17 protein-coding genes are annotated in these 23,654 nt (G+C 51.3%); 6 read left to right on the forward strand and 11 right to left on the reverse strand.

Annotated features, from left to right (window positions below; all coding sequences use genetic code 11):
• Window positions 1-131 precede the first annotated feature (131 nt).
• The 6 genes from CHL74_RS05350 to CHL74_RS05375 are packed head-to-tail and all read right to left on the reverse strand — an operon-like array spanning window position 132 to window position 6,518.
• Window positions 132-1,442: a DUF58 domain-containing protein gene (locus CHL74_RS05350; RefSeq protein ID WP_094880136.1), complete on the reverse strand. Its 1,311-nt coding sequence runs from the start codon at window positions 1,440-1,442 to the stop codon at window positions 132-134.
• A gap of 16 nt (window positions 1,443-1,458) precedes the next feature.
• On the reverse strand, window positions 1,459-2,421 hold the full coding sequence (locus CHL74_RS05355) for an AAA family ATPase (RefSeq protein ID WP_094880137.1): 963 nt from the start codon (window positions 2,419-2,421) through the stop codon (window positions 1,459-1,461).
• Between the two features lie 28 nt (window positions 2,422-2,449).
• Window positions 2,450-3,862: a DUF4350 domain-containing protein gene (locus tag CHL74_RS05360; protein WP_141241242.1), complete on the reverse strand. Its 1,413-nt coding sequence runs from the start codon at window positions 3,860-3,862 to the stop codon at window positions 2,450-2,452.
• Window positions 3,859-4,551, reverse strand: a complete 693-nt coding sequence (locus tag CHL74_RS05365; protein ID WP_094880139.1) for a DUF4129 domain-containing protein — start codon at window positions 4,549-4,551, stop codon at window positions 3,859-3,861. The genes CHL74_RS05360 and CHL74_RS05365 overlap by 4 nt, the downstream gene beginning before the upstream one ends.
• Before the next feature lie 3 nt (window positions 4,552-4,554).
• Window positions 4,555-5,547 carry a hypothetical protein gene (locus tag CHL74_RS05370; protein WP_094880140.1) on the reverse strand — a complete coding sequence of 331 codons (993 nt, stop codon included), beginning with the start codon at window positions 5,545-5,547 and terminating at the stop codon, window positions 4,555-4,557.
• Window positions 5,548-5,561: 14 nt separating this feature from the next.
• Window positions 5,562-6,518: a stage II sporulation protein M gene (locus CHL74_RS05375; protein WP_094880141.1), complete on the reverse strand. Its 957-nt coding sequence runs from the start codon at window positions 6,516-6,518 to the stop codon at window positions 5,562-5,564.
• Window positions 6,519-6,600: 82 nt separating this feature from the next.
• On the opposite strand from CHL74_RS05375, the gene CHL74_RS05380 reads away from it, so the two are divergent.
• A complete protein-coding gene (locus CHL74_RS05380; protein WP_094880142.1) occupies window positions 6,601-7,338 on the forward strand; it encodes an RDD family protein in 738 nt (245 codons plus the stop codon).
• A gap of 20 nt (window positions 7,339-7,358) precedes the next feature.
• Here CHL74_RS05380 and CHL74_RS05385 read toward each other — a convergent pair whose 3' ends face one another.
• Window positions 7,359-9,497 (reverse strand): TonB-dependent receptor domain-containing protein, encoded by a 2,139-nt coding sequence (locus CHL74_RS05385; RefSeq protein WP_176452176.1) that lies wholly within the window; start codon window positions 9,495-9,497, stop codon window positions 7,359-7,361.
• Between the two features lie 579 nt (window positions 9,498-10,076).
• On the reverse strand, window positions 10,077-11,282 hold the full coding sequence (locus CHL74_RS05390) for a Fic family protein (protein WP_094880144.1): 1,206 nt from the start codon (window positions 11,280-11,282) through the stop codon (window positions 10,077-10,079).
• Between the two features lie 302 nt (window positions 11,283-11,584).
• Between CHL74_RS05390 and CHL74_RS05395 the strand changes: the two genes are divergently transcribed.
• The gene (locus CHL74_RS05395; RefSeq protein ID WP_094880145.1) at window positions 11,585-12,472 is read left to right on the forward strand and encodes a YitT family protein; all 888 of its coding nucleotides are present in this window, start codon (window positions 11,585-11,587) and stop codon (window positions 12,470-12,472) included.
• Window positions 12,473-12,479: 7 nt separating this feature from the next.
• Entirely contained in the window at window positions 12,480-13,784 is a 1,305-nt protein-coding gene (locus CHL74_RS05400) for an MATE family efflux transporter (protein WP_094880146.1), read from the forward strand.
• On the opposite strand, the gene CHL74_RS05405 is transcribed toward CHL74_RS05400, so the two are convergent.
• Complete coding sequence (locus tag CHL74_RS05405) at window positions 13,760-14,539, reverse strand: NigD1/NigD2 family lipoprotein (protein ID WP_094880147.1); 780 nt, start codon at window positions 14,537-14,539, stop codon at window positions 13,760-13,762. The two genes, CHL74_RS05400 and CHL74_RS05405, sit on opposite strands and share 25 nt — an antisense overlap.
• 154 nt (window positions 14,540-14,693) lie before the next feature.
• Here CHL74_RS05405 and CHL74_RS05410 point away from each other — a divergent pair, with 154 nt between their 5' ends.
• The 3 genes from CHL74_RS05410 (at window position 14,694) to CHL74_RS05420 (ending at window position 22,261) form a co-directional block, all read left to right on the forward strand.
• Window positions 14,694-20,243, forward strand: coding sequence for an MG2 domain-containing protein (locus CHL74_RS05410; protein ID WP_094880148.1), 5,550 nt, complete (start codon window positions 14,694-14,696; stop codon window positions 20,241-20,243).
• A 70-nt stretch (window positions 20,244-20,313) separates the two neighbouring features.
• Window positions 20,314-21,378 (forward strand): DUF1573 domain-containing protein, encoded by a 1,065-nt coding sequence (locus CHL74_RS05415; RefSeq protein WP_094880149.1) that lies wholly within the window; start codon window positions 20,314-20,316, stop codon window positions 21,376-21,378.
• A gap of 10 nt (window positions 21,379-21,388) precedes the next feature.
• Window positions 21,389-22,261, forward strand: a complete 873-nt coding sequence (locus CHL74_RS05420; RefSeq protein WP_094880150.1) for a 4-hydroxy-3-methylbut-2-enyl diphosphate reductase — start codon at window positions 21,389-21,391, stop codon at window positions 22,259-22,261.
• Window positions 22,262-22,401: 140 nt separating this feature from the next.
• Here CHL74_RS05420 and ribH read toward each other — a convergent pair whose 3' ends face one another.
• Window positions 22,402-22,878 carry a 6,7-dimethyl-8-ribityllumazine synthase gene (gene ribH, locus CHL74_RS05425; protein WP_094880151.1) on the reverse strand — a complete coding sequence of 159 codons (477 nt, stop codon included), beginning with the start codon at window positions 22,876-22,878 and terminating at the stop codon, window positions 22,402-22,404.
• 14 nt (window positions 22,879-22,892) lie between these two features.
• Complete coding sequence (locus CHL74_RS05430; RefSeq protein WP_094880152.1) at window positions 22,893-23,591, reverse strand: tetratricopeptide repeat protein; 699 nt, start codon at window positions 23,589-23,591, stop codon at window positions 22,893-22,895.
• Window positions 23,592-23,654: the final 63 nt, after the last annotated feature.

Consider the following 23,654-nt stretch of genomic DNA (forward strand, 5'->3'; position numbering starts at 1 on the left):
TGCGTACGTAAAATATAATCCGATATACTGTTACGGCAAACAATTCAAAATCGTCATAACTCCCAACCCTAAACTCACAAATTTCAATCCCTAAGAACAACTCTCAACCCTCAACTCCTAACTCTCAACTCTCAAATAGCCTGCTGCTCCTTCAGCTCCAGATACTTGTTGAGCACGTTGATGGAGAGTCGTTCGGGCGTGGTTAGCAGGCTGATGATGCCGCGTTGTCTTAGTTTGGAGACGATGAGGCGCTGTTCGTTCACCATCTTCTCCGTTATGACATGCTGATAATACTGCTCCGTGGTCTTGGGCTTGCGGCGCAGGAAGTCGGTCTTCTCATTGTCCACGAAGAAGACAAGGAGGAGGCGGTGGCGCATATTCAGCTGGAGGAGGTAAGGCAGCTGTCTCTCCATAGCCTGAAGAGACGTGAGGTTGGTATAGACCACGAGCAGCGAACGCTTGGAGAGGCGCTGGCTGACTACGGACAGCATGTCGCTGAAGTCGCTCTCGCCGAAACGTGTCTCTTGAGAATAGAGCGCGTCGAGCACCCTTTCCATCTGACCGTGGCGGCGTGACGGAGCGATGAAGGTGTCGGTATGGTCGGAGAAGCATATCAGACCTGCCTTGTCTGCCTTGCGTATGGCTACGTAGGCGAGCATGAGTGAGGCGTTGATGGCATAGTCGAGGAGCGTCATGCCGTTGAAAGACTGCTGCATGGAGCGTCCTTTGTCGATGACAGACACTATCTGTTGCGATCGCTCGTCCTCGTAGACGTTGACCATGAGCTGATGGCGGCGTGCTGAGGCTTTCCAGTTGAGCGACCGGTAGCTGTCGCCCTCCACGTATTCCTTTATATGCTCAAACTCCGTGTTGTTGCCGGCGCGACGTATGCGCTTTATGCCCATTTCCGTAAGGCGGTTGTTTATGGCGAGAACCTCATACTTATGGAGCATGAGATAAGAAGGATAGACCTTCGTGTCCGTAGGTTTGCCGCACGTGAAGCGGCGCTCCACGAGGCAGAGCGGTGACGAGGCGAACACGCGGATGTGTCCGAAACCGTAAACGCCGCGTCGGGTGGGGCGGAGGCTGTAGACTACGGTCTTGGCTTCGCGTGCTGCAAGGCGCAGACGGAAACTGATGTCGCGGCGCTGGAATACGAACGGTATCTCGTCGATGATGTTAAGCCGTAAGCCGAACGGACAGTTGCTCTCCACGCGCAGCCTTATCTGATTGTCGTCGCCGTTGGAGAGGCGGTCGGCTATCTGACGGTAGGCTGAGATGTGCCGGCGATAATATAGCAGTACGATGTCTGCCGCCGTGGCTATGAAGAGCAGCCACATGAGCATTCTGCCCACCGCATAGAGCGGCGGGAAATAATTGCCTGAGGCAAGCAGGATGATTGTTGCCACGGCGATGGCATAAAATTGGTTGGTCAGAAACATTCCTTATACGTTTTCTTTATTTCGGCACCTCCACCTTATCTATAAGCTTATGTGCCACGGCTATGGGCGTGAAGCCCTCCATCTCGCTCTCTGCTGTAAGCTGCAGGCGGTGCTGCATGATGTAAGGTGCCACGGTCTTGATGTCGTCGGGCACCACGAAGTCGCGACCTCCGATGAGGGCGTACGCCTTGGCGCAATTTAGCATAGCCACCGAAGCACGCGGCGAACAGCCCACGTACACGGCTGCCGACTCGCGGCTTTCGCCCACTATCTGCGCTATGTAACGCAGCAGCGATGGGTCCACCACCACGCTGTCCATCATCTTTCTCAACTCCGTAAGTTCTTCCTTCGTGATGATAGGCTCCACGTCCTCCAGTCGTGCGAAGGACGTATGCTCGTTGTGTCGGCGCAATATCTCCACCTCGTCGTCCAAGGAAGGATAGCCCATTGTTATCTTCATCAGGAAACGGTCGAGCTGTGCTTCTGGCAGGCGGTAAGTGCCTTCCTGCTCTATCGGGTTCTGGGTGGCGATGATGGTGTATACGTCGCCCATCTTGTATGACGTGCCGTCAATGGTGGCCTGTCGTTCCTCCATCACCTCGAAGAGCGCCGCCTGCGTCTTGGCCGGTGCACGGTTTATCTCGTCGGCGAGGATTATGTCTGCGAAGGCAGGACCGGGATGGAAGCTGAACTCCTGCGTCTTCATATTAAACACCGACGTACCGAGAACGTCACTCGGCATAAGGTCTGGCGTAAACTGTATGCGTGAGAAGCGAGCGTCGATGAGGCGCGACATCAGACGGGCGAGGAGCGTCTTCGCCACTCCCGGTACGCCCTCCAGCAGTACGTGTCCGTCAGCTATTATACACGTGAGAAGCATGTCCACGGCTTCTGTCTGTCCGACAACGACGTCGGCTATGCGTTTTCTTACCTCGCCGATTTTGGCGGCAAAGGCAGTAAGGTCAGTTCTTGTTTCCATTGTCTTTTTAGTTGTTTCTGAATGTTTTTCAAATCCTTTCCGTCAGGTCATTGATGGTGTCAATGGCCCACTTCATTTCCTTGTCGTCAATGTTGCCCTCCGTACAGTAGTCCATTCGGAGTCTTTTGAGTATGTCCTCCACCTCCTTCTCTTTCATTCCCGTCCTACGAGCGACGGTCGATACGGTGTCGTCGCTAAGCACACTCTCGAGGATGTCCACAGCCATCGTTGAGCGGATGCGCTCTGCAAAGAAGCGTGTCTTCTTGCGTACAAGGTCGGCATTGTCGGCACGCTGATAGTAGAGGGTGCCTATAAGCTGCGCAAACTCCAGCGAATGATTCTTTGGCGGCGTCATTACGGGTATGACGCGTTGGCGGCGACGAGCCTTGAATATGAAGAAGAGGAGGAGCGTGAAAGCCGTCAGATACCATGCCTCGCGCAACGGTTTCCGGCTCAACACATACCTCATGGGCGACATCTTAGCGTCGTAACCGTCATAGTCTGGCGAATAGCTTGTGGTGCGGATGACGGGTCGGTCGCTTATCTGCGTCATCAGTCGCATCGTCAGCGGCGACGACTCCTTTGCCAATACGCCGTAATTGGTAAAGAGATAAGGCATGGTTACGATGGTGAGCCTTCCTTTCCCCACTTTCCTTGTGACGGCAAGATTCAGGCATACGTCCGCACTGTCTTTCTCCGTAAGGCGGAATCCGTCATAGCAGTCGACTGCTGTCACCTCTTTTATGTCCTTGTTTTCCTCAAGCAGTCTCTTCTTTATAGAGTCCAGCGTTGCAGGGAAGAACGGACTGTTGTCGTAGCGTAGATTTGTTTGGATGGTTCTCTGGGCAAGTACGTCGTAACTTACTTTGTCCTTACGGCTGTCGTCCGTGATAACCGTTCCTGACATCATGTCTGTATACATACGATAATCTCCTTGCGGGTAAAGGCTGTCCGCATCCCAACTCACCGTGGCGTAAGCGTTCTCTTCCTTGTTTCGCAGTCTCATCTTCAGGTAGCGTATGTTGAGGTACGTGAAGTTATAGGCGTAAAGTCCGTAGTCGTAGGCGAGGATGGAGTCTGAATAACAGCCGTCTTGCGTGTCGCAATATGCCATCATCACATGACAGCCGCCTTTCAGCAGATTTCTCAGTGCACGAATGTCCATCTCGTTGAAAGAGAGATTTTCGGTTGCGATGAGCACGTTCTTATGTCGGTCCGCTGTGTCAGCAGCTATCTGACTTAGTGTCTTTCGCTTTGCCTCGTAGCCACGTGGCATGGTCTGTGCCATTACGCTGTCAAAGACATAGCATCCGAGAGGTTGGCGGTCGTTCGGATGGAAGGTGGCTCTCCATGTGAAGTTGCGAGGCATGCGCTGCCCTAAGACGAAGCAGACGATTATCATCACCACTATACCTATTATATATAAGCGCGAACTCTTCATGCCTTGCCTCCTTTCTCGTCAGCCGACGTCGTAGTGGCTTCGTTGTTCTCAGTCTTAGCTTCGTCTTTCTCAGCCTTGGCTTTGGCTACGATGTCCGCCTCTATGACACGGTTGTCCTCCGTCATCTCGTCCGCCATCTCCTCAGTTGCCTCAAAGCCTCCGTATCTTATGCGTACGAACACCATTGTGGCGTGTCGCAGATGATGGTCTTCATATTCTGCCACGTACTGCAACGGAGTCTTCGACGGAATCCAGTGTATGAGGTCGGCGTCGCTCAGCGCACGCAGCGTCTTGAGGTAAGTCAGACGCACCACCTCGCGATAGTCCTTTCGTGAGCGTGCTTCGGCGATGGCTTCGTCAAAGCGGATGCCGTAGATGGTGTCTTCCTCGACGGTATAGTCTGTGTCCTGCTTTTCCTTGCGGCGCAGACGCAGCAGTTCGGGGTGGCGATAGAACGTGACGCCGATGACGGTGGCGATGGCAAAGAAGCCGAGCACGTAAATCACAGCCTTGCCCATTCCGCCCACATACAGACTGCCGAACAGTTCCTGCAAGAGCGTATCTATCTGGCTCGCCAACCAATCCATCAGCGAGAAGTCAGAACCCTTAAACTCCGAGTCGTAGCCGTATTCGGGTTGGGTGCGCCATTGTGCCAGGCGGAGTGAGTCAACTATGAGTGTGTCGGTCATTGTTTAAAAATTGTCTTCGTTGGTGGCGTCTTTATCGAAGTCGTCGAAGTCTTTATCTTCGTGGTCAAAGTTGTCGATGTCGAGAGCGCTGCATGCATGTCCGTACTGATAAGCTATGGCAATGAGCAATGCAGAATAGCCTACATAACAGACGTAAATATAGAGAAGGGCTGACAGATAAGAGATGAGGCTGAACCATGTGGTGTTTACGAAAGAAAACCCGTCTGAGTTTTCTATCGCCAAAAAAGCTTTTGCCATAGCCGTCAGCATATAAGGAACAGAGAGAAAGCCGCAAATGACGTTTGTGATTAAGCCGACGACGAAAGTGATGGCAACGATGCCGCCCCATGTCTTGAATCCGTAGACAAAGGCTTTGCGCATTCCTGCCCAGAAACCGATTGGCTCAAACGAATAGACGGGAATCAGCAGCATGGCAGGCGGAATCAAGGCGATGAACCATGCGAAGAGTATCATGAAGACTCCGATGTTGGCAGCCTGAAGCACAGCTATGATTGCTACCACCAGTAATATGTTTACGACGAAGAACAGCATGAATGCCAAGACGCTCTTCCATGCCGCTCCCATCTGTCGTCTTGCGTAAGGCAGAAATTCCTTGAACGTCATTTTCGTGAGGTCCTCATTTACGGGCGTGCCGTCCTCGTTGGTGGCATGATAGAGCTTCATTAATGCATAGACGATGCTGATAAGGAACAGCGAGGCTATCATACCCAATATCATCGTTGCGCCGTAATTGAGTCCGAATCCGGCGAGTATGCCCATCGTGTCGTCGCTGTCGGAAGCGAGTTCGCCGTACATCATGGATGTCAGGTTGTTGAGGCTAAGCGCCTGTATTGCGCAGACGGGCAGAATGGCGATGGTGAGCATCTTCAGCAGCGGACGCCAGTTGGCTGTGATGAAGTCGGTGGTGTCGCTGAACTTGTCGCTGAACTTTCTGCGACGGAAGAACGGAGAAATCTGGTGTTTGATGAATCCCATGGTCTTTATGTTTTTTATTGTTTGTTACTATATAGATAATGTGGCAGCACAATGTAATATCCCACTATGAAAGCGAGTGAGAGGGCTATGATGCCGAGCCTGATGCTGAGCGCCATTTCGGTGTGGCGCGTGATGTAGCCTTCGATGAATCCAGCCACAATGAAGACTGGCACCGTGCCCACCACAATCTTCAGTCCGCGCTTTGCTCCGCGGCGGAAGGCGTAGAGGCGCTTGTATGTGCCGGGGAACAGCCAGCCGTTGCCGATGGCAAGTCCGGCGGCGCCAGCCACTATGATGGCTGAAATCTCGAGCGTGCCGTGCTGAAAGACAGCCACGAGCGACTCGCCCAACAGTCCGTGCTGTGCAAAGAACGCCTCGAAGCATCCCAACATTATGCCGTTATAGAAGAGCATTATGGCTGACATGACGCTCGTCAGCAGTCCGAAGACGAAGATGCGGAACGCCACTCCGATGTTGTTAAGCGTTATGCCCATGAACATAGAGCTTTCCGAACCGCCGTCATACACTGCCATCGGCGTGCCGTTGCTGATGTTGTCAAGCGTGCGCTCCACATACCAGTCGCCGAGGATTATGCGGCAGAAGTCGGGCTCGGCTGCCTGCGATGCTATGCCGATGAGCACGCTGACGATGAAGATTATGAACGAGGCGAGCAGCAGGCGCCGCTCCTCAAACATCGTCTTCGGCACCTCGCGCGTCCAGAACGTCAGCATGCGCGACCGCTTCTCTCGCTTGTTCCTATAGATGGCGTTGTGTAGGACAGCCGCCAGATTGTTTAGGTAGAGCGTGATGCGTGCCGAGGGAAAGTGAGTGTAGGCGAAGGCGAGGTCAGAGGTTATTTCGGTGTAAGCGTCGGCGATGTCGTCGGGTGTTTCCTCCGACAGGTCCTGCGCCATTATCTCCACATGTTCCCACTTTTCTATGTTTTTCTGAATGAAGGCCAGTTCGTTCATTGCAATGTGATGATAATTTGTGGTTAATGAGTGGACAAATTTAAATAAAAATATTAAATTTGCAAACAAAAAGTAAAGAAAAATGTCAGATATAACTACTGGAAACTTTGTTTGCATAGAACAGACACCAGCCACCATCGGCGATCGCATCTTTGCACGCATCATCGACGCCGTTGTTTTGGTGGCTTACACTTACTTTGCCTTATTCTTCCTGGACAAATCAGGCATTGGTGACGACACGTTCTTCGAGGTGCTTTGCGTAATCATCCTCTTGATGCCCATCTTCACCTACACGTTTCTCTCCGAACTGCTGTTTGACGGTCAGACGTTAGGCAAGTATGTGATGAAGACGCGTGTGGTGATGGCTGACGGATCGTCGCCTACGTCAGGTGCCCTGCTGTTACGTTTTGTCTGCGAAATCGTCGACATATACATGGGCTGTATGGGTCTTGTGGTGATAATGTGTACGAAGCGCCGTCAGCGTCTCGGCGACCTTGCCGCCGGTACGATGGTTATTCGGCAGGAGAATATGTCGCGCATGCGCATCTCTCTCAGCGAGTTCGACTATGCCCGCCGCGACTTCCGTCCCACCTACGCCACAGCCACAAAGCTGAAGCCGCGTCAGGCAGACATCATCCGCCGTGCCGTAGCTCCCGACTCGAAGATTAGCGACAAGCGTCTTGACGTGCTTGCCGCAAAGGTCTGCCGGGTGCTCGCTCTGCCGAAAGACAGCCAGCCCGCCGACAGCGCAGACTTCCTCCGCACCGTCCTTAACGACTATATGTATCTGAAGGGAAGTGCCGGCGTGAAGGAAGTCTGAGAATAATCCTACAACAGCTCTTACATTGTTCTGTTTATTACCTCTTGGTCGTTACGTGAACCTTTCACTTTCAGATTCTGATTGAACAGGCTGTATGAGAGCGACAGGCTTATTCCGCGCATGTCGTTGCTGCCGTATGTGCCCTCGCGTGTGTTCATATAGCGATAGTCCAAGTTGTTATAGTTGGCTTTGTGCAGGATGTCCGTAAACGTCAATGATATGGAAAGACAGTCATCGAGGAGATTTGCCTGCAATCCTGCCATCCAGTTGTTGGCGGCTTTCTGTACGCGGTTCAGTCGTTCGTTATAGCTTTGAAAGCTGAAGTTTGTGAATGCCGTGAAATGAGAACTGATGAAATAGCTCAGATTGGCGTTGCCTGAGCAGCTTACTTTACTTGCCTTGCACTTCTGTCCGAGATATTCATAGCTGAATCGTGGAATACGCATGCTTGCCGTTCCGCTGAAAAACAGCTTGCCGAATGATTTTCTGTATGAAGCGAATATCTGATATGAGTCAGAATTGTTCATGTTCAGTGGCATCTCGCATACGATGTCCGTGTTCTGGTCCGGGTTGTATGTCACGTTGCTTATCTCGTTGGTGGTGTGACTATATATAAACCCGAGTGTCAGGCTCTTCCATGTTGTGTAAAACGAATAGGTGTCCGTATAGCCAGGTAACAGCTGTGTGTTGCCACTTGTGTATGACAGTGAATCCTTGTATACGGAGAATGGCACCAGTCCCATATATCCTTGGCGTTGTATGCTGCGGTTATAATGAGCTTGGAAACGCAGACCTTGCTTTGGTGTCCATATTACCGATGCTGAAGGCAGAAAGTCTGATGTGTGTCGAGCGGCTTTATAGCTGTTGCTTTTCGTGTCAATGTTTATTTTGGTGTCAGAATATTCATAGCGTCCGCCGATGCTTGCCCATACGTTCTTCCATGATCGTTGTAAGGTCAGGTATGCGGCAGAAACATTGTCGTCCAGAACCTGATGGTTGGATTGTTGGTCGTTTGTCGCCATCTTGTTGGACGTGGCGTAGTGGAGAGAATGGTGTGTGTTATAGTATCTTCCTCCAGTCTCAGCACCTATTTTGTATGGTAAAGCGAAATTATACGCCAAGTTTATGGTAGCAAGATTATATTTGCCATCGTTATTGGTAAGTGAGTAGTTGTTGTATAGTGTCTGCCTGTTTGTCTCGTCGCTTGTGTATTTTGTGTCATTGTCAATGATGGAATAGTCGGCTGATAAAAACAGGTACGAGTTTTTTCCCGTCTTTCCGGCATAAGACATAGAGAAGGTGTTCTGGTTGGAGAGGGTGTTTTCCTTCCTTATCACATCCATTAATGTGGTCTTGGTCCTGTCTTTGTATGTCAGCGTCTCGGTGTCGTTTGTGTGTTCCTTTTCGTGGGCATAGTTGTATACCAGACTGAGCCTATGGTTGGGGCTGAAGTTTATGTCGTTGGCAAATGTCACCGTATGAGAGAACGACCTCATATAGTTGTTATTGCTCTCGTCCGAGCGGAAAGTGTAGTCGGGATGAGCGATTTCTGTAAAATAAGTTTCCTTGTTCAGGTTGCCGTATGTCCCATAGTCGTATGTCAGGCTGGATGTCCATACTCCTTTGTTAGCCTTGAATTCGAACGAGGGATTGTCCGACACCTTGCGCTTGAAGGTTGCCGTATTGTATAAGTCGAGCGAAATGCGGTCTGTAAGAGGACGGATGGTGATGATGTTGATGACGGCATTCGTGCCGGCAGGATATTTTCCTCCCGGCTCACGCTCTATCTCAATACGGTCGATGTTGCTGCTTTTTATGGTCTTGAAAATGTCCTGTGATGTCACCTCGCGTCCGTCTACATAATATTTAGGCGCACCTTTTCCCACCACCTCATACATGTTCTGTCCCACAGTAGAGATGCCCGGTGTGGCAACGAGCATGTTGCCGAGGTTGCCCAGCTTACCAAGGTAAGAGCCTTTCACATGCACGATGTCCTTGCTGCCTTCCGTTTTTATGATAGGGCGGCGGGCAGTAACATGCACCGTGTCAAGTTTCAAGTCATAATTAATCGAATCTTTGTCTGTTTGGGCATTTGCCATTATCGGCATTATGGAAAGGATACTGGCTGAAAGCAGAGTGCGTCTTACAATGATATTCATAAGCAAAAGTTTATCGTTAATATTCGACTGTTTGGTGTTTAAATGTCGCAAATTTACATATTTTTGTAATACCATGCAAGCTTTCCCCCCCCCCCTATATTTTTGTAAAAAGATATGAAAGGAGCCACAAGTATAGTTTGTAGGGCGTGATTATGGGCATGCTGTCCGTTACAATATTTGCATTTCTAATCGCCAGGAGTGCGAGCTCGGCGCACAACAAAATCTTTGGTGCGAAATTCTTGAGTTTTGAGTGTGCAGTCATAGTGCATTGATGCACAGTTAATTATGCGATTGAGAAGAGAAGCGTGCAATGAATAAGGTAACCAAACAAGCGCAATAGTGCCACTTTTACACTCCAATAGTGCCACTTTTATCATGCAATAGCGCCACTTTTACACTCTAATAGTGGCACTATTGGACTGTAAAAGCGGCGCTATTGTTAAACATTGGTGCTGTTTGCACAGCATAACACCATAAAAGCAGCGTTTTGATTCTCTATAATTGATTTTTATTTTGTAACATGTTTTTACTCTTTGTACGATATTTGCATGATGAACACCAGGACGTGTTAGAAAATTTTTACTTTGATTTGACACATTCATCATACACCGCTAACCCTTTCACGGTCAGCAAATATTTCTGACGAGGATGTCTTGGAGAGTTAGGATAAAGCAAACGTACGTATCCATCACTGACAGCAGGATTCAGATAAAGATTAAGGAAGTTTTTCCGTTCTTTAAGTCCAATTGCGGTCAACATTTCCTTTACCGACATTTCCTGGACCCCTATGACTTGTATCAGCTCCAATATATAAGGATTACTTGTATGCAGCTTGTCTTTTACTTGTGGGGTACTTATGGGATGTTCGGTCTGAACTTGTGGGGTTCTTGTGGGTATGTTCAGTTTGGGCTGCACATTCCATTCGTCCGTTGCATGGATATGTAGATAGCGGTTACGCAAGTCCCATTTTTCGCCCAACAACAGATTTCGGAAGAAACGCTCCAAATACACAGAAGTGTAATCAATTCCTTTTATGGCATTCTTGTAATTTGCACGAACCAAGGCATTGCGGAAATACCACGAGTGTTGGGCAAAAAGGCTATTGTCCACCTTGAAACCTATAGAACGGAGGTAGAGAATTGTGAATACAGCCGTTGTGCGAGTATTTCCTTCACAGAAAGCGTGAATCTGCCACAGACCAGAAACAAATTGGGTGATGTGTTCCACCATGGCGTCAGGTGATATTCCTTTATAGCTAAACTCCTTTTCATGACTGATATCATAGTCAATGGCTCTTCTCAAATCCTCCCAGTTCAGGTAGTTTACGGTATCACTGTCAAGCACCCATTCACGCTTTGTAATATCATAATCACGCAGTTTGCCAGCATGCTTAAACACACCGTCAAAAATCCTACGATGGACAGAGATATAACCTCCAGTGCTGAAATCCAATGTCTGAGACGAAAGTATCTTGGTGATGTTGGCAGAGACTTTATCCGCCTCTTGCTTTTCTTCGTCATCCGGCTCGCGCTGGGTTTTCGACTGATAATAGCTTTTTATCAGTTCACGTGCTTCATCAATGTCTATTTCGCCCTCAATGTGCTTGCAAGCCGTAGCCTTCAGATAATCAGAAGTCTGCAACCCATCCACTGCCTGCAACCCGATTGCTGTCTGCCATATACAGGCTTTCTCCTTCTTGCTCGGCTCGCCTTGGCGGATGTATTCATCGAAGTCTATGTAGCCTTGTTTTGGAATATTGATGCGATTGATGCCTTTCTTTGCCATGCCCTTCGTTTATTTACTTTGTCTACAAAGATACATGAAATTATCTTATCCGTAAAATTTTTACGGCAAATATCCAATTGAGGGTCAAGAAAGATACGCACCGACTGATTAGTGTCGGCAATAGCGGGGCTTTGGGAAGGATATTTGGCGTTATGAAATAAAGAAGGTCGTTATTTGTTGTGGAATTGAAAAGAATTATATAAATTTGCACATCCATTGAAGACACGCCTTTGTGGACAATCCTTTTTGGATACTATGTAGAACTAATAAAGTCACAGCAACTATTATTCATTAAACAAATCATGGGAGAAAAAACATTGTCGACTCGTCGAAGCCTTTTTGACCGCTATAAAGACATTTTCTTTATAGTTTTAGGCATTCTTTCCTATTCGGTCGGTTACACGGCTTTCATCCTTCCGGAGAGAGTGGTTATGGGTGGTGCGTCAGGTATAGCGGCGCTTATCTATTACGCAACGAATATCCAGACATGGATTTCGCTTCTCATACTCAACTGCACCTTTCTTCTTATCGCCCTTAAGGCGCTGAACCTGCAGTTCGTTGTCCGTACGGTTACCGGCGTGGGCATCCTGCTCTTCTTCGTCGGCATCCTGCAGCCGTTCTTCGCAGCCAACCCGATTATCACGGCTGGCAAGGACACGTTCATGCACGTGCTGATCGGCGGTGCAATGTGTGGTGCCGGTCTCGGCTTGGTTTTCTCGCATAACGGATCGACGGGAGGTACGGACATCCTCACCGTTCTGCTCAATAAGTACTTCAATATGAGCTTCGGACGCGCCATGCAGTTCGTTGACTGCACCATCATCTGCTCTTCTTACCTTCTCTTCAACAGCACGGAGAAGATAGTCTATGGTGTGGCGTTTACGCTCGTAGCCACCATCTGCTGCGACTACGTCATCAACGGTGCACGCCAGACCGTGCAGTTCCTCATCATCTCAAAGAAGTATCAGGAGATTGCCGACAGCATCAATACGGACGTGCGCCGCGGCGTAACGCTCGTGGAAGGCAAGGGATGGTATAGCAAAGCCGAAGTGGACATGCTCGTGGTGCTGACACGTAAGTACGAGTCGCAGGAGGTGTTGCGTGTAATCAAGGCCATCGACCCCAACGCTGTGGTTTCGCAGACGTTCTGCCACGGCGTATTCGGTGAGGGCTTCGAGCCTTTAAAGTAAATAATTTGTGAACAATACAGACAGTAAAATACTGCGCATAGCGGTACCGTCCATTATCTCTAATGTGACGGTACCGCTTCTTGGCATTGTGGACATGGCAATAGCCGGTCACATGGGCGATGCCGTATATATAGCTGCCGTGGCAGTGGGCAGCATGATTTTCAACGTCATCTATTGGCTCTGCGGATTTCTTCGCATGGGCACGAGTGGTATGACGTCGCAGGCGCTCGGACGCCGCGACCTTAAAGGAGTGGCTATGATTATGGCACGCGGCATGTCCGTGGCACTCGCCATCGCCTCCGCCATCCTCGTTATGCAGCTGCCCATAGGACGCCTTGCCATCTGGATGGTGGGGGCTGAGGACAGCGTCAGCCACATGGCATGGCGCTATTTCTGTATATGCGTTTGGGGAGCTCCCGCCATGCTGAGCCTCTACGCTCTGACGGGATGGTACGTAGGAATGCAGAACACGAGGCTGCCGATGATGATTTCCATAATGCAGAACGTCGTGAACATCATCGCCAGCTTCACGTTCGTTTATGTGTTCGGAATGAAGGTGGAAGGTGTGGCTATGGGAACGGTGGTGGCGCAGTATGCCGGCATAATCGTGTCGGCATGGCTATGGACACGCACCTATGGCGCACGCCTTTTCCATAGGATATGCTGGAGGGAGATAATGGAGGCGGACGCGCTGAAGCGGTTCTTTGCCGTCAACCGCGACATCTTCCTCCGCACGCTGTTTCTCGTAGCCGTAAACTTCTTCTTTCTCTCCGCAGGAGCCTCCTATGGAGCCGTTGTGCTTGCTGTCAACACGCTTCTTATGCAGCTCTTCACGCTGTTCTCTTACGTGATGGACGGCTTCGCTTATGCTGGCGAAGCGTTGTGCGGAAGGCTTTACGGAGCGGGCAATAAGGCTGAATTCAGTCGTACCATCGGCAGGCTTTTCCGATGGGGCATAGCTCTTTCCGCTGTCTATACTGCCGTTTACGCCTTCGGTGGCGAGGGCTTTCTGTCGTTGCTTACTGACGACGCAAAGGTGGTGGGCGCGTCATCGTCTTACCTGCTTTGGGCTGCCGCCATTCCCTTCTGCGGCATGGCAGCCTTCGTATGGGACGGCGTGTTCATCGGCGTTACGGCAACCCGCGGCATGCTGCTTTCCTCAGCCATAGCCGCCATCAGCTTCTTCCTCGTCTACGCTCTGCTGCACACGACGCTGCAAAACCACGCCCTATGGCTGGCTTTCTTAGTGTTCCTCGCAATGAGAGGGGGAGTGCAGATGGTTCTGGCTTATCGAATGGCTTTCTCGAACTGACCGCTCGCCGCATAGCACAATCCTTCTATTTGCGTCGAGCCTTTTCTTGTAGTATACTTGAAAGTTGTGGACTTCTTTCCTCCGAACGAAGTCCATCTTAGCGTCATTTCCACCGTCTTGCCGTTGGTGTCGGGCAGGTCGTTGAGGCGGAACGCCACGATGCCGTCACCCCAATAGCCGCCCTTCACGCCCTGCGCGTCATGATAGAAAGTGAGGTCGTAGGGGGTGGTGTTGTCAGTAGGGGCGAGTCTTACGATGTGCGGCGTGTTGTTGGCCGCCCATTGAGTACGGAAATGAATGGTGAGATAACCGTCCTCCACGACAGTCCATTCCCTCAGAATCTCCACGGGATCTTCCCCGTATGCGGCAGGCTGACCCGCTTCCACGTACGCACTCATCGGCTTGGTGAGAATGCTGTCCATCCAGTTGACGTAGACATCGTAATGGCGGCGCTTGTCTGGCGGAGTCAGCATACGGAAGCTGACGAAAGCCCTCACTTCCTTATCGTACGGTGCCTTCTGGATGTTCACGGCGTTTATGGTGGTGGAGTCGTCCAGCTGCATCATAAATCTCATGCCGCTATTGTCAGGCTTTACCGTCACCAAGGCGTTGGGGCGGTTGATGGGATAAACGGGAAACGAGTCGTCTTCGTTGTCGCATGACAGCATGAAGAAGCTGGCGACGAACAACAGGACAGCCGCAATTGCGGCGTGCGTCCTGTGAGAGGATTGTATGTTACGGTGTAGTATGTTCATAAACTTAGGCTTAGGTTGTGCGTTGCTAAGTTACGAATTTTATGCGATACCACAATGTTTTGGCAGATAAATGTCGTTATAAATGATGATTTAGCAGATAAATGTCGTATCTTTGCATATATATAATGTAAGAAAATCGTTAAAAGCAAGGAATATGAAGAATGCACGAATACTTTCAATGATATTCGCCGTTGTGATGCCTCTGGCAGCAATGGCAGACTCATATACGTCGCTTTGGAAGAAATATGACGCCGCAAGGGCTAAGGATCATCCCAAGACTGTCCTTGAGGTGCTGGGCAAGATTTCCGAAAAGGCGAAGAGCGAACGCGCCTACGGACAGTTGCTGAAGGCGCAGGTGCTGTCGGCGCAGTATACCGTTGATGTCTCGAATGACTCGCTTGATACGGAGATTGATCGTATCAGGCAGTACGAACAGGCGGCTTTGGCAAGTGGCGACAAGGTTTTGGCAGCCATTTATCAGTCGGTTCTCGGAGAGGTGTATGCCGATAACGAGAGAGCCGTGGAGGATGCCGCGCGCCTCTCGAAGGAATATTACGCCAAGTCGATGACCTGTCCTGACGAGCTGGCAAAGGCTTACTGCACGGGCTACGACCCGTTCGTGAAGGACGGCGACGACTCGAAATACTTCTATGACGACATGCTCCACGTAATCGGAATGCGTGCCGAAGACTATCGTGGCATGCACGACTATTATGCTTCGCACGGCAAGCGCGAGGCAGCATGCCTTACTGCCCTGCAGATTGTTTGCGACAACCGTAAGGACGGCGACGAGGGCAGAGTGAAGAAGTCGAAGTTCATCATGTCGCTCGACTCGCTCGTACATGAATATTCCGACCTCGTGGTTTGTGGCGAGGTGGCAATAGAGAGATATTCCTACATGGAGAGCGCGGAGGACGTCACGGAGGACGACAAGATGAACTACATCAACTACGCCCTCATGAAGTGGGGCGCATGGCCCCGCATGAACATCCTGCGCAACGCACAGCGCCGCCTGACACTTCCTTCCTTCCACGCCTCGCTCGGAGGAGAGCTGGCGCTTCCCGACGTGCCGCGCAAGGTGGTGGTGATGGGAGTGAACAACGTGGGCGAGCTGAAGCTTACGGTAAGCCGACTGGACATCGACGGCACCACAAAGCTCAATCCCAACATGGACGCCGACTATGCACGTCTGCGCCGCCATATCGTAACGGACGAACAGCCTTATACGGACGTACGCAGATACGTCGGACAGCCGGCTTACCGCACATTGCGCGACACGCTGGAGATAAGCGGACTGCGTTCGGGCATGTATCTTGTGGAGATGTCGACGGACAACGTCAGCATACCCGTGCAGAGAAGTCTGCTCCGCGTATGCAACGTCTATCCCGTGGTGCAGCCGCTGCCTGGCGACAAGACACGCTTCGTGGTGCTCAACGCCACGACAGGAACAGCCGTGGCGAACGCCAAGGTGGACGTGGTGATGTCGGTGGACAAGAACGGTAAGGACCATGAAGTGAAGACGCTTACGTGCGACGCCAACGGAGAGGCGGTCCTCGAATACGGACGCACCAATCCCGTGGCTTACCGCGTATATACAGATAAGGAATGCGCCTTCCCGCGTACGCCTATGGCAGGTCGCTTCTATTATTACAACAACAAGTCGGAGGTGACACGCACGTCGCTCTATACCGACCGAAGCATATATCGCCCTGGACAGACCGTGCACGTGGCGGCTATGATGTATAAGTATGACAACCGCAACTATACGGGTGGCGTGCTTGACGGACAGAATCTTACTCTCACGCTCCGCGACGCCAACCATAAGGAAGTGGCAACACGTACGCTTACCACAGACGAATATGGTGTGGCAGCAGCCGACTTCGTTCTGCCACAGGGCGGACTGAACGGCACGTACACGGTGCAGGCTGACAAGGGTGGCAGCTACGTGCGCTTCTCAGTGGAGGAATATAAGCGACCGACGTTCAAGGTGGAGATGGGCAAGGCGGAGACACGCTATGCCGCTGACGACACGGTCAGCGTGAAGTGTTATGCCAAGACATTTGCCGGAGTGCCAGTACAGGGAGCAAAGGTGGCTGTAAGCGTAATCCGTCGTCCTGCCATGTTCTGGCGATTCGCAGCCAGTCAGGCTGACGCCGCAGAGAAGATAGTAAGCGACACCATCACGACCGATAACGAAGGAATGTTCACGGTAAGAGTGCCGATACGCGTGCCTTACACTTACGATGAACATCCGCGACGCTATTACACCTTCGACGTGACGGCGGACGTGACCGATGCCACAGGCGAGACACGCTACGGCGAGATGTCGTTGCCGTTCAGCGACCATCCTACGATTCTTACCTGCGACTTGCCAGCCAAGTCGCTCCGCGACAGTCTGCATACCGTGACCTTCGCTTATCGCAACAACGCCGGCGAGCCAATCAAGGGCAATGTGGTCTATACCGTTGACGGCGTGAAGTATGAATGTGCCGCCAACGAGGCAGCAAAGCTCAGTCAGGCTGTGCTTGCCTCAGGCAGTCACAGGCTGACAGCCGTCTGCGGAACAGATACGCTTACCACGTCGTACGTGGTGTTTACGCTCGACGACCGCAAGGTGCCGATGCCGACCCACGACTGGTTCTATCTCTCTTCGGAGCAGTTCCCTTCAGACGGTTCGCCCGTATACATACAGGTGGGTTCGTCCGACGACGTGCAGCACGTGGTTTACACCATCGTGTCCGGCAATAAGATAATAGAGCAGGGACAAGCCGACCTGCATAGCGAGATGCGCACACGTGCCGTTACTTATAAGGAAGAGTGGGGCGACGGCGTGGCTATAGCAGTGGCGTGGGTGAAGAACGGCAAGGCGTATGTTCATACGGCTCGCATAGAACGTCCGCTTCCCGACACCAGGCTGAACCTTAAGTGGACCACATTCCGCGACCGTCTCACACCGGGACAGCGCGAGACATGGACGCTCAACGTAACACGACCTGACGGAAAGCCGGCACACGCACAGTTGCTCGCCATGATGTACGACAAGTCGCTTGACGAGATACGCAGTCATAACATCCATTTCTCACTTCCGACGTACGTGAACGTGCCTTGGATAACATGGAGAGGCGTGGCTAACAACGAACTCTTCGCATACGGCGAGATGCCGATGCGCTTCCTACGCGAACCGAGTCTGGATTATAGCCGCTTTATCGGTTTCAGTATTATTGCCAGATACGGTGAGGTATTGGCATACGGTCGTCCTATGCTGATGTATTCAAAGAGTTCGAGGAATTATGAAACGACAATGGATGCCGTAGAACTGCTTTCTTCTGTCAAAGCCAATATGAAGATGGAAAGGGCAGAGGAGGAGTCGGTTACTGAATCGTCGGCAGCGAATGGCGCTATTGGCGATGCCGGTGCAGAGGAAGGCGGCAAGGCTTCGTCACAAGTGCGTGAGAACCTCAACGAGACAGCCTTCTTCATGCCGGGACTCCTGACTGACGAGAAGGGCAACGTATCGCTGCGCTTTACGCTGCCTGAAAGTGTGACGACGTGGCAGATGTACGGCTTGGCACACGACAAGGAGATGAACAACGGCATGATTTCGGCTACGGCTGTGGCAAGCAAGACCGTCATGATTCAGCCCAACGTGCCACGCTTCGTACGCACATCGGACAGCGGCGTCATCACGGCACGCGTATCTAACACGTCAGACAAGGTGGTTAGCGGAACGGCACGCATGGTGCTTCTCAATCCAGAGACAGGACGAGAGGTGCTGCGCCGCGACACCAAGTTCACGGTCAAGGCTGGCGAGACAACATTGGCGAAGTTCGCTTTCGATATGACAAAGGTGGAGAACGATGGACTGCTCATCTGCCGTGTTACGGCAACAGGACATGGATATAGCGACGGTGAGCAGCATTATCTGCCGGTACTCTCAGATAAGGAGATGGTTACCAACGCTTTCGCATTCACGCAGAACGAGCCTGGCAAGATGGACATAGACCTCACAAAGCTGTTCCCTGCTGAGGCTGACGACAAGAAGCTGACCGTGGAATACACCAATTCGCCGGCTTGGCTGATGATACAGGCGCTGCCTTCGATGGCTACACCCAACGGCGACAACGCCATGTCGCTCGTAACGGCATATTACGCCAACTCAATAGGTCGTAACATCATGCTCTCCAACGATGCCATCCGTCAGACCGTGGCGCTATGGAACAAAGAGGACGCTTCTGAGGGCAGCTCCCTGCAGAGTGCGCTTCAGAAGAATGAGGAGCTGAAGCTGATGGTTCTGGAAGAGACTCCGTGGCTGATGGACGCAGACCGTGAGGCTGACCAGAAGCGACAGTTGGCGTCGTTCTTCGACGAGTCGCAGATCAGCTATCGACTTGCAAGCAATCTCTCGAAGCTGTCAAGACTGCAGCGTGAGGACGGATCGTTCGCATGGTGGAAGGGAATGGACGGTTCGCCATGCATGACCATGTCAGTGGTGGAGACGCTCGTACGTCTGAACAAGCTCATTGGTGTGCAGAAAGCCACAAGCAATATGGTGGAGGCTGGCTTTGCCTACATGGACAAGCGGATGGCTGAAGAGGTGAAGGACATCAAGAAGGCTGAGGCTAAGGGCGAGAAGATGCGTCCAAGCGAACTGGCTGTACAGTATATGTATAGCGTTTCGATAGCTGACCGCAAGTTGTCGGCTTCGGCAAAGCGCAACTTCGACTTCCTCGTCAACCGACTCTCTGAGAAGAATACGGAGTTCACCATATACGGCAAGGCTGTGTCGGCTTTGGTTCTGGCTAAGAACGGATACGCTGACAAGGCGGCTGACTTGCTGGAAAGCATACGCCAGTATACAGTATATAAGGAAGAGATGGGACGCTATTTCGATACTCCGAAGGCGCTCTATTCATGGTTTGACTATCGCATTCCGTCGCAGGTGGCTGCCATTGAGGCTCTGCAGACATTGCAGCCGTCAGACCGTCAGACCATCAGCGAGATGCAACGCTGGCTGCTCCAGGAGAAGCGTACGCAGGCTTGGGACACTCCCATCAACTCTGTAAACGCCGTGTTTGCCTTCATGAATGGCTGTTCGTCGCAGTTGCTCTCCAACCAGGCGCAGCCCACAACGTTCAAGTTTAACGGACAGAAGCTTGCTATGCCTAAGGCAACGGCTGGTCTTGGATACGTGAAAGTGGCTAAGACGTCTGACAATATGCGCAAGCTGGAGGTGGAGAAGACTTCTCCCGACACTTCTTGGGGTGCTGTCTACGCACAGTTCGTGCAGCCAACAACGGAGATTGCGTCAGCAGCTTCAGGCATGACAGTGGTGCGTGAGGTGCTGAAGGACGGCAAGAAGGTGTCGGCAGATGACATACATGTAAGTCTCGGTGACCGCATCACGGTTCGTCTTACCATAACAGCGGAGCGCGATTACGACTTCGTTCAGCTTACAGACAAGCGTGCTGCCTGCCTCGAACCGTTGCAGCAGACCTCCGGTTACGGATGGGGATATTACTGCCAGCCGAAGGATTATCAGACCAACTATTTCTTCAGCCGTCTGTCAAAGGGCAAGCATGTGGTGGAGACCACCTACTATGCGGACCGTACTGGTAAGTATCAGACCGGCACGTGCAGCGTGCAATGTGCCTATTCGCCCGAGTTTATGGCACGCACCAAGGCCTTTGTCGTGACAGTGGAATAAGTAAACGGAATACCAAAAGGAATAAATACATATATATAAAGGAATATATACATATACATAAAAGCGATTTATGAAAAGATTATATATACCCGCCGTTCTCCTCGCAATGTCGTCGTTGGGGGTGAACGCACAGAAAATAGCAACAGCCAATAAGATTGTGGACTGCGGACAGGTGATGTTCCGTTCGCCCGTAACGGCTGAGTTTGAGATTACCAACAAGGGTGGACGTGCCACGCGCATTGTGGACGTGCGTACAAGCTGCGGATGCACGGATGTGGAATATCCCACGGGTGACGTTCCTTCGGACGGCAAGTTCACGGTTCGCGTGAAGTATGACGCTAAGACAATGGGCCACTTCGACAAGTTCATCGACATCTATGCGGACAACAGCAACAAGCCGCTTGTGCTGCGAGTGCGCGGTAATGTGGTGCCGGAGATTGTAGACTTCGGTGGCAAGTACGACTTTATGCTTGGCAACATTCAGGCAGACTGCAACGACATCGAGTTTGATGACGTGAATCGTGGCGAGCGCCCTCAGAAGAAGATTCACATCCATAACTCTACGAGCGAGACCGTGCAGCCCGTCGTGATGCATCTGCCGGCTTACCTTCAGGCTGAGGTGTCGCCGTCAAAGATTGAACCGGGACACAGTGGAGTGGTGACTGTCACGCTCGATTCGCGCCAGCTAAAGGATATGGGACTGACACAGACGTCCGTATTCCTTGGTGGCTTCCCCGGCGACCGTGTGAGTCGTGAGAAGGAGATAAGCGTTTCTGCGGTATTGCTGCCCAAGTTTGACAACCTTACAACGAAGCAGCTCGCCAATGCGCCTAAGCTTTCGCTCTCAACAACTGCTCTCGATCTTGGCGAATTCGGCACCAAGAAGAAGCTGAAGGGTGAGGTGATAATCCGCAATGACGGCAAGTCTGTGCTCAATATCCGTAACATCCAGATGTTCACAATGGGACTGGAGGTGTCGCTTAACAAGCAGAAACTGAAGCCGGGCGAGTCGGCTAAGCTGAAGATTACGGCAGACAAGCGCCAGATTAAGGCTGCACGATCTAAACCACGTGTGCTGATGATTACCAACGACCCGAACAATGCCAAGGTTACAATAAAGGTTATCGCTAAATAAGACGTTCAGAATGGACAGACAACTGACTATTGAGATAGACGAGGGTAGTGGCTTCTGCTTCGGAGTCACTACCGCAATACGTAAGGCGGAGGAGGAGCTTGCCAAGGGCACGCGCCTCTATTGCCTTGGCGACATCGTACATAACGGCATGGAGGTGAAGCGCCTGCACGACCAAGGACTCATCACCATCAATCATGACGACATGGAAGAGCTGAAGGATGTGAAGGTGTTGCTCCGTGCGCATGGCGAGCCACCACAGACTTATGAGCTGGCTCGTCGTAACGGCATAGAAATAATAGACGCCACGTGCCCCGTTGTACTGGCTCTGCAGCGTAGGATAAAGCGTCAGTATGATGACAATCCTAATGCTCAGATAGTAATCTTCGGCAAGCGTGGACATGCAGAAGTGCTTGGCTTGGTGGGTCAGACGGACAGTCATGCCATCGTTGTGGAAAAGGTGGAGGACGCAGAACGACTCGATTTCTCGCGCGACATCTATCTTTATTCGCAGACAACGAAGTCGCTTGACGGCTTCCATCAGATCATTGACTACATCCAGCGTCACATGCATGAGGGCGCTACATTCAAGAGTTTCGACACCATCTGCCGTCAAGTAGCCAACCGTATGCCCAACATAGCCGCCTTCGCCTCCCGTCACGACCTCGTTCTCTTCGTCTCAGGACGCAAGTCGAGCAACGGTAAAGTGCTCTTCAAGGAATGCAGTAGCGTCAATCCTCGCAGCTATCAGATAGAGAGTCCGGAAGAAATAGATATGTCATGGTTTGCGCCAGACGTACGCACAGTAGGCATTTGCGGAGCCACCAGCACCCCGAAATGGCTGATGGAGCAATGTAGAGAGCGAATAGAGAAAGGCAGATCATAGCTTTTGATAATTGCTTTCATTTAGCTGATGACGCCTTTAATATAGCTGACGACGCCTTTAATATAATGTATAAATACAAAAAAATCCCATAGTCCTTTATTGGAACTATGGGATTTTTATATGAGTTAATTGGTTTTGCTTTAGAACTTCGCCATCTTTATGGCGTCAATGGCGCATTCATCGCCCTTGTTGCCATACTTGCCGCCGCAACGGTCGAGAGCCTGCTGGCGGTCGTTGGTGGTGAGCAAGCCGTAGATGATGGGTATCTCGCTTGTGGTGTTGAGACGAGCGATACCGTAAGTAACACCCTGGCAGATATAGTCGAAGTGAGGAGTCTCACCGCGAATCACGCTACCGAGGATAATCACGGCGTCATAGCCTCCGTGGAGAACCATCTGGTGTGCTCCGTAAATCAGCTCGAAGCTTCCGGGAACAGTCTTGACGTGGATGTTCTCAGGCAAAGCTCCGTGCTTCTCCAGTGTCTTAACGGCTCCGTCAAGCAAAGCTCCGGTTATCTCCGGATTCCATTCTGCCACAACAATGCCGAAGCACATGTTGCTTGCGTCAGGAATGCTACTGAAGTCGTATTCAGATAAGTTATGAAGTGCTGTTGCCATTTGCTGTTTTGTTTTTACTCAGAAACACGCTCGATGTACTTGTCAATCTCTGAGCTCTGCACTACTGTTGAGTTGACATACTTCTTCTTGATGTCCTGATAGAGCTTCAGAGCCTCGTCCTTCTTGTTCTGGCTTTCGAGCAGGATGCCTGCCTGAACGAGGAATGTGGGTGAGAGGCTGTTGTTAACGTCATCAGCCTTGCTGTCTGCCATGTCAGCTGCCTTCTTGAGAGTGGCGATGGCTTTGTCCACGTTGCCAGTCTGAGCGTAAGCGTTGCCGAGAGCTGAAACAGCAGCGGGGCTTACCATAGCGTCGCTCTTTGTAGAGAACTTCTCGAGGTATGTGAGAGCATCGTTCCACTTGCCGAGGTTGGCATAGCTGAGACCTGCGTAGAGGTTAGCGAGGTTGGCAGCGTCTGTGCCGCTGTAGTCGCTTGCGATCTTCACGAAACCTGCGTAGCCTGCTCCGTCGCCGTTAAGCGCCTTGTCGAACTGCTCCTGGTTGAAGTAGTCCTGACCCTTTGCGATGGCTGTGCTTGCCTTATCCTCGCGTGGAGCCTGAACGTAAGCCTTGTAAAGCAGGAGACCTGCGATAACGAGCACTACTGCTACGACAGCGATTAATATTTGCTTTTGATACTTTGAGAAGAATGCTTCACTGCTGTTGGAGCGCTCAACTTGGGTGTTAGCTCCAAAATCAATTTTGTTTGCCATTTATTTGTTTGTTTTTTTGTTTTCCTTAGGACTTATTGTGGCTTGTGACCTATAGACACAAAC

The sequence above is a fragment of the Prevotella sp. 885 genome (assembly GCF_002265625.1).
Taxonomy (GTDB): domain Bacteria; phylum Bacteroidota; class Bacteroidia; order Bacteroidales; family Bacteroidaceae; genus Prevotella.

Coding starts and splice junctions, on each gene's coding strand:
- CHL74_RS05375 (WP_094880141.1), bottom strand. CDS start 6,518: ATGAACGAACTGGCCTTCATTCAGAAAAACATAGAAAAGTGGGAACAT.
- CHL74_RS05370 (WP_094880140.1), bottom strand. CDS start 5,547: ATGGGATTCATCAAACACCAGATTTCTCCGTTCTTCCGTCGCAGAAAG.
- CHL74_RS05420 (WP_094880150.1), top strand. CDS start 21,389: ATGGACAGACAACTGACTATTGAGATAGACGAGGGTAGTGGCTTCTGC.
- CHL74_RS05385 (WP_176452176.1), bottom strand. CDS start 9,497: ATGAATATCATTGTAAGACGCACTCTGCTTTCAGCCAGTATCCTTTCC.
- ribH (WP_094880151.1), bottom strand. CDS start 22,878: ATGGCAACAGCACTTCATAACTTATCTGAATACGACTTCAGTAGCATT.
- CHL74_RS05395 (WP_094880145.1), top strand. CDS start 11,585: ATGGGAGAAAAAACATTGTCGACTCGTCGAAGCCTTTTTGACCGCTAT.
- CHL74_RS05405 (WP_094880147.1), bottom strand. CDS start 14,539: ATGAACATACTACACCGTAACATACAATCCTCTCACAGGACGCACGCC.
- CHL74_RS05415 (WP_094880149.1), top strand. CDS start 20,314: ATGAAAAGATTATATATACCCGCCGTTCTCCTCGCAATGTCGTCGTTG.
- CHL74_RS05355 (WP_094880137.1), bottom strand. CDS start 2,421: ATGGAAACAAGAACTGACCTTACTGCCTTTGCCGCCAAAATCGGCGAG.
- CHL74_RS05350 (WP_094880136.1), bottom strand. CDS start 1,442: ATGTTTCTGACCAACCAATTTTATGCCATCGCCGTGGCAACAATCATC.
- CHL74_RS05410 (WP_094880148.1), top strand. CDS start 14,694: ATGAAGAATGCACGAATACTTTCAATGATATTCGCCGTTGTGATGCCT.
- CHL74_RS05390 (WP_094880144.1), bottom strand. CDS start 11,282: ATGGCAAAGAAAGGCATCAATCGCATCAATATTCCAAAACAAGGCTAC.
- CHL74_RS05360 (WP_141241242.1), bottom strand. CDS start 3,862: ATGAAGAGTTCGCGCTTATATATAATAGGTATAGTGGTGATGATAATC.
- CHL74_RS05380 (WP_094880142.1), top strand. CDS start 6,601: ATGTCAGATATAACTACTGGAAACTTTGTTTGCATAGAACAGACACCA.
- CHL74_RS05430 (WP_094880152.1), bottom strand. CDS start 23,591: ATGGCAAACAAAATTGATTTTGGAGCTAACACCCAAGTTGAGCGCTCC.
- CHL74_RS05365 (WP_094880139.1), bottom strand. CDS start 4,551: ATGACCGACACACTCATAGTTGACTCACTCCGCCTGGCACAATGGCGC.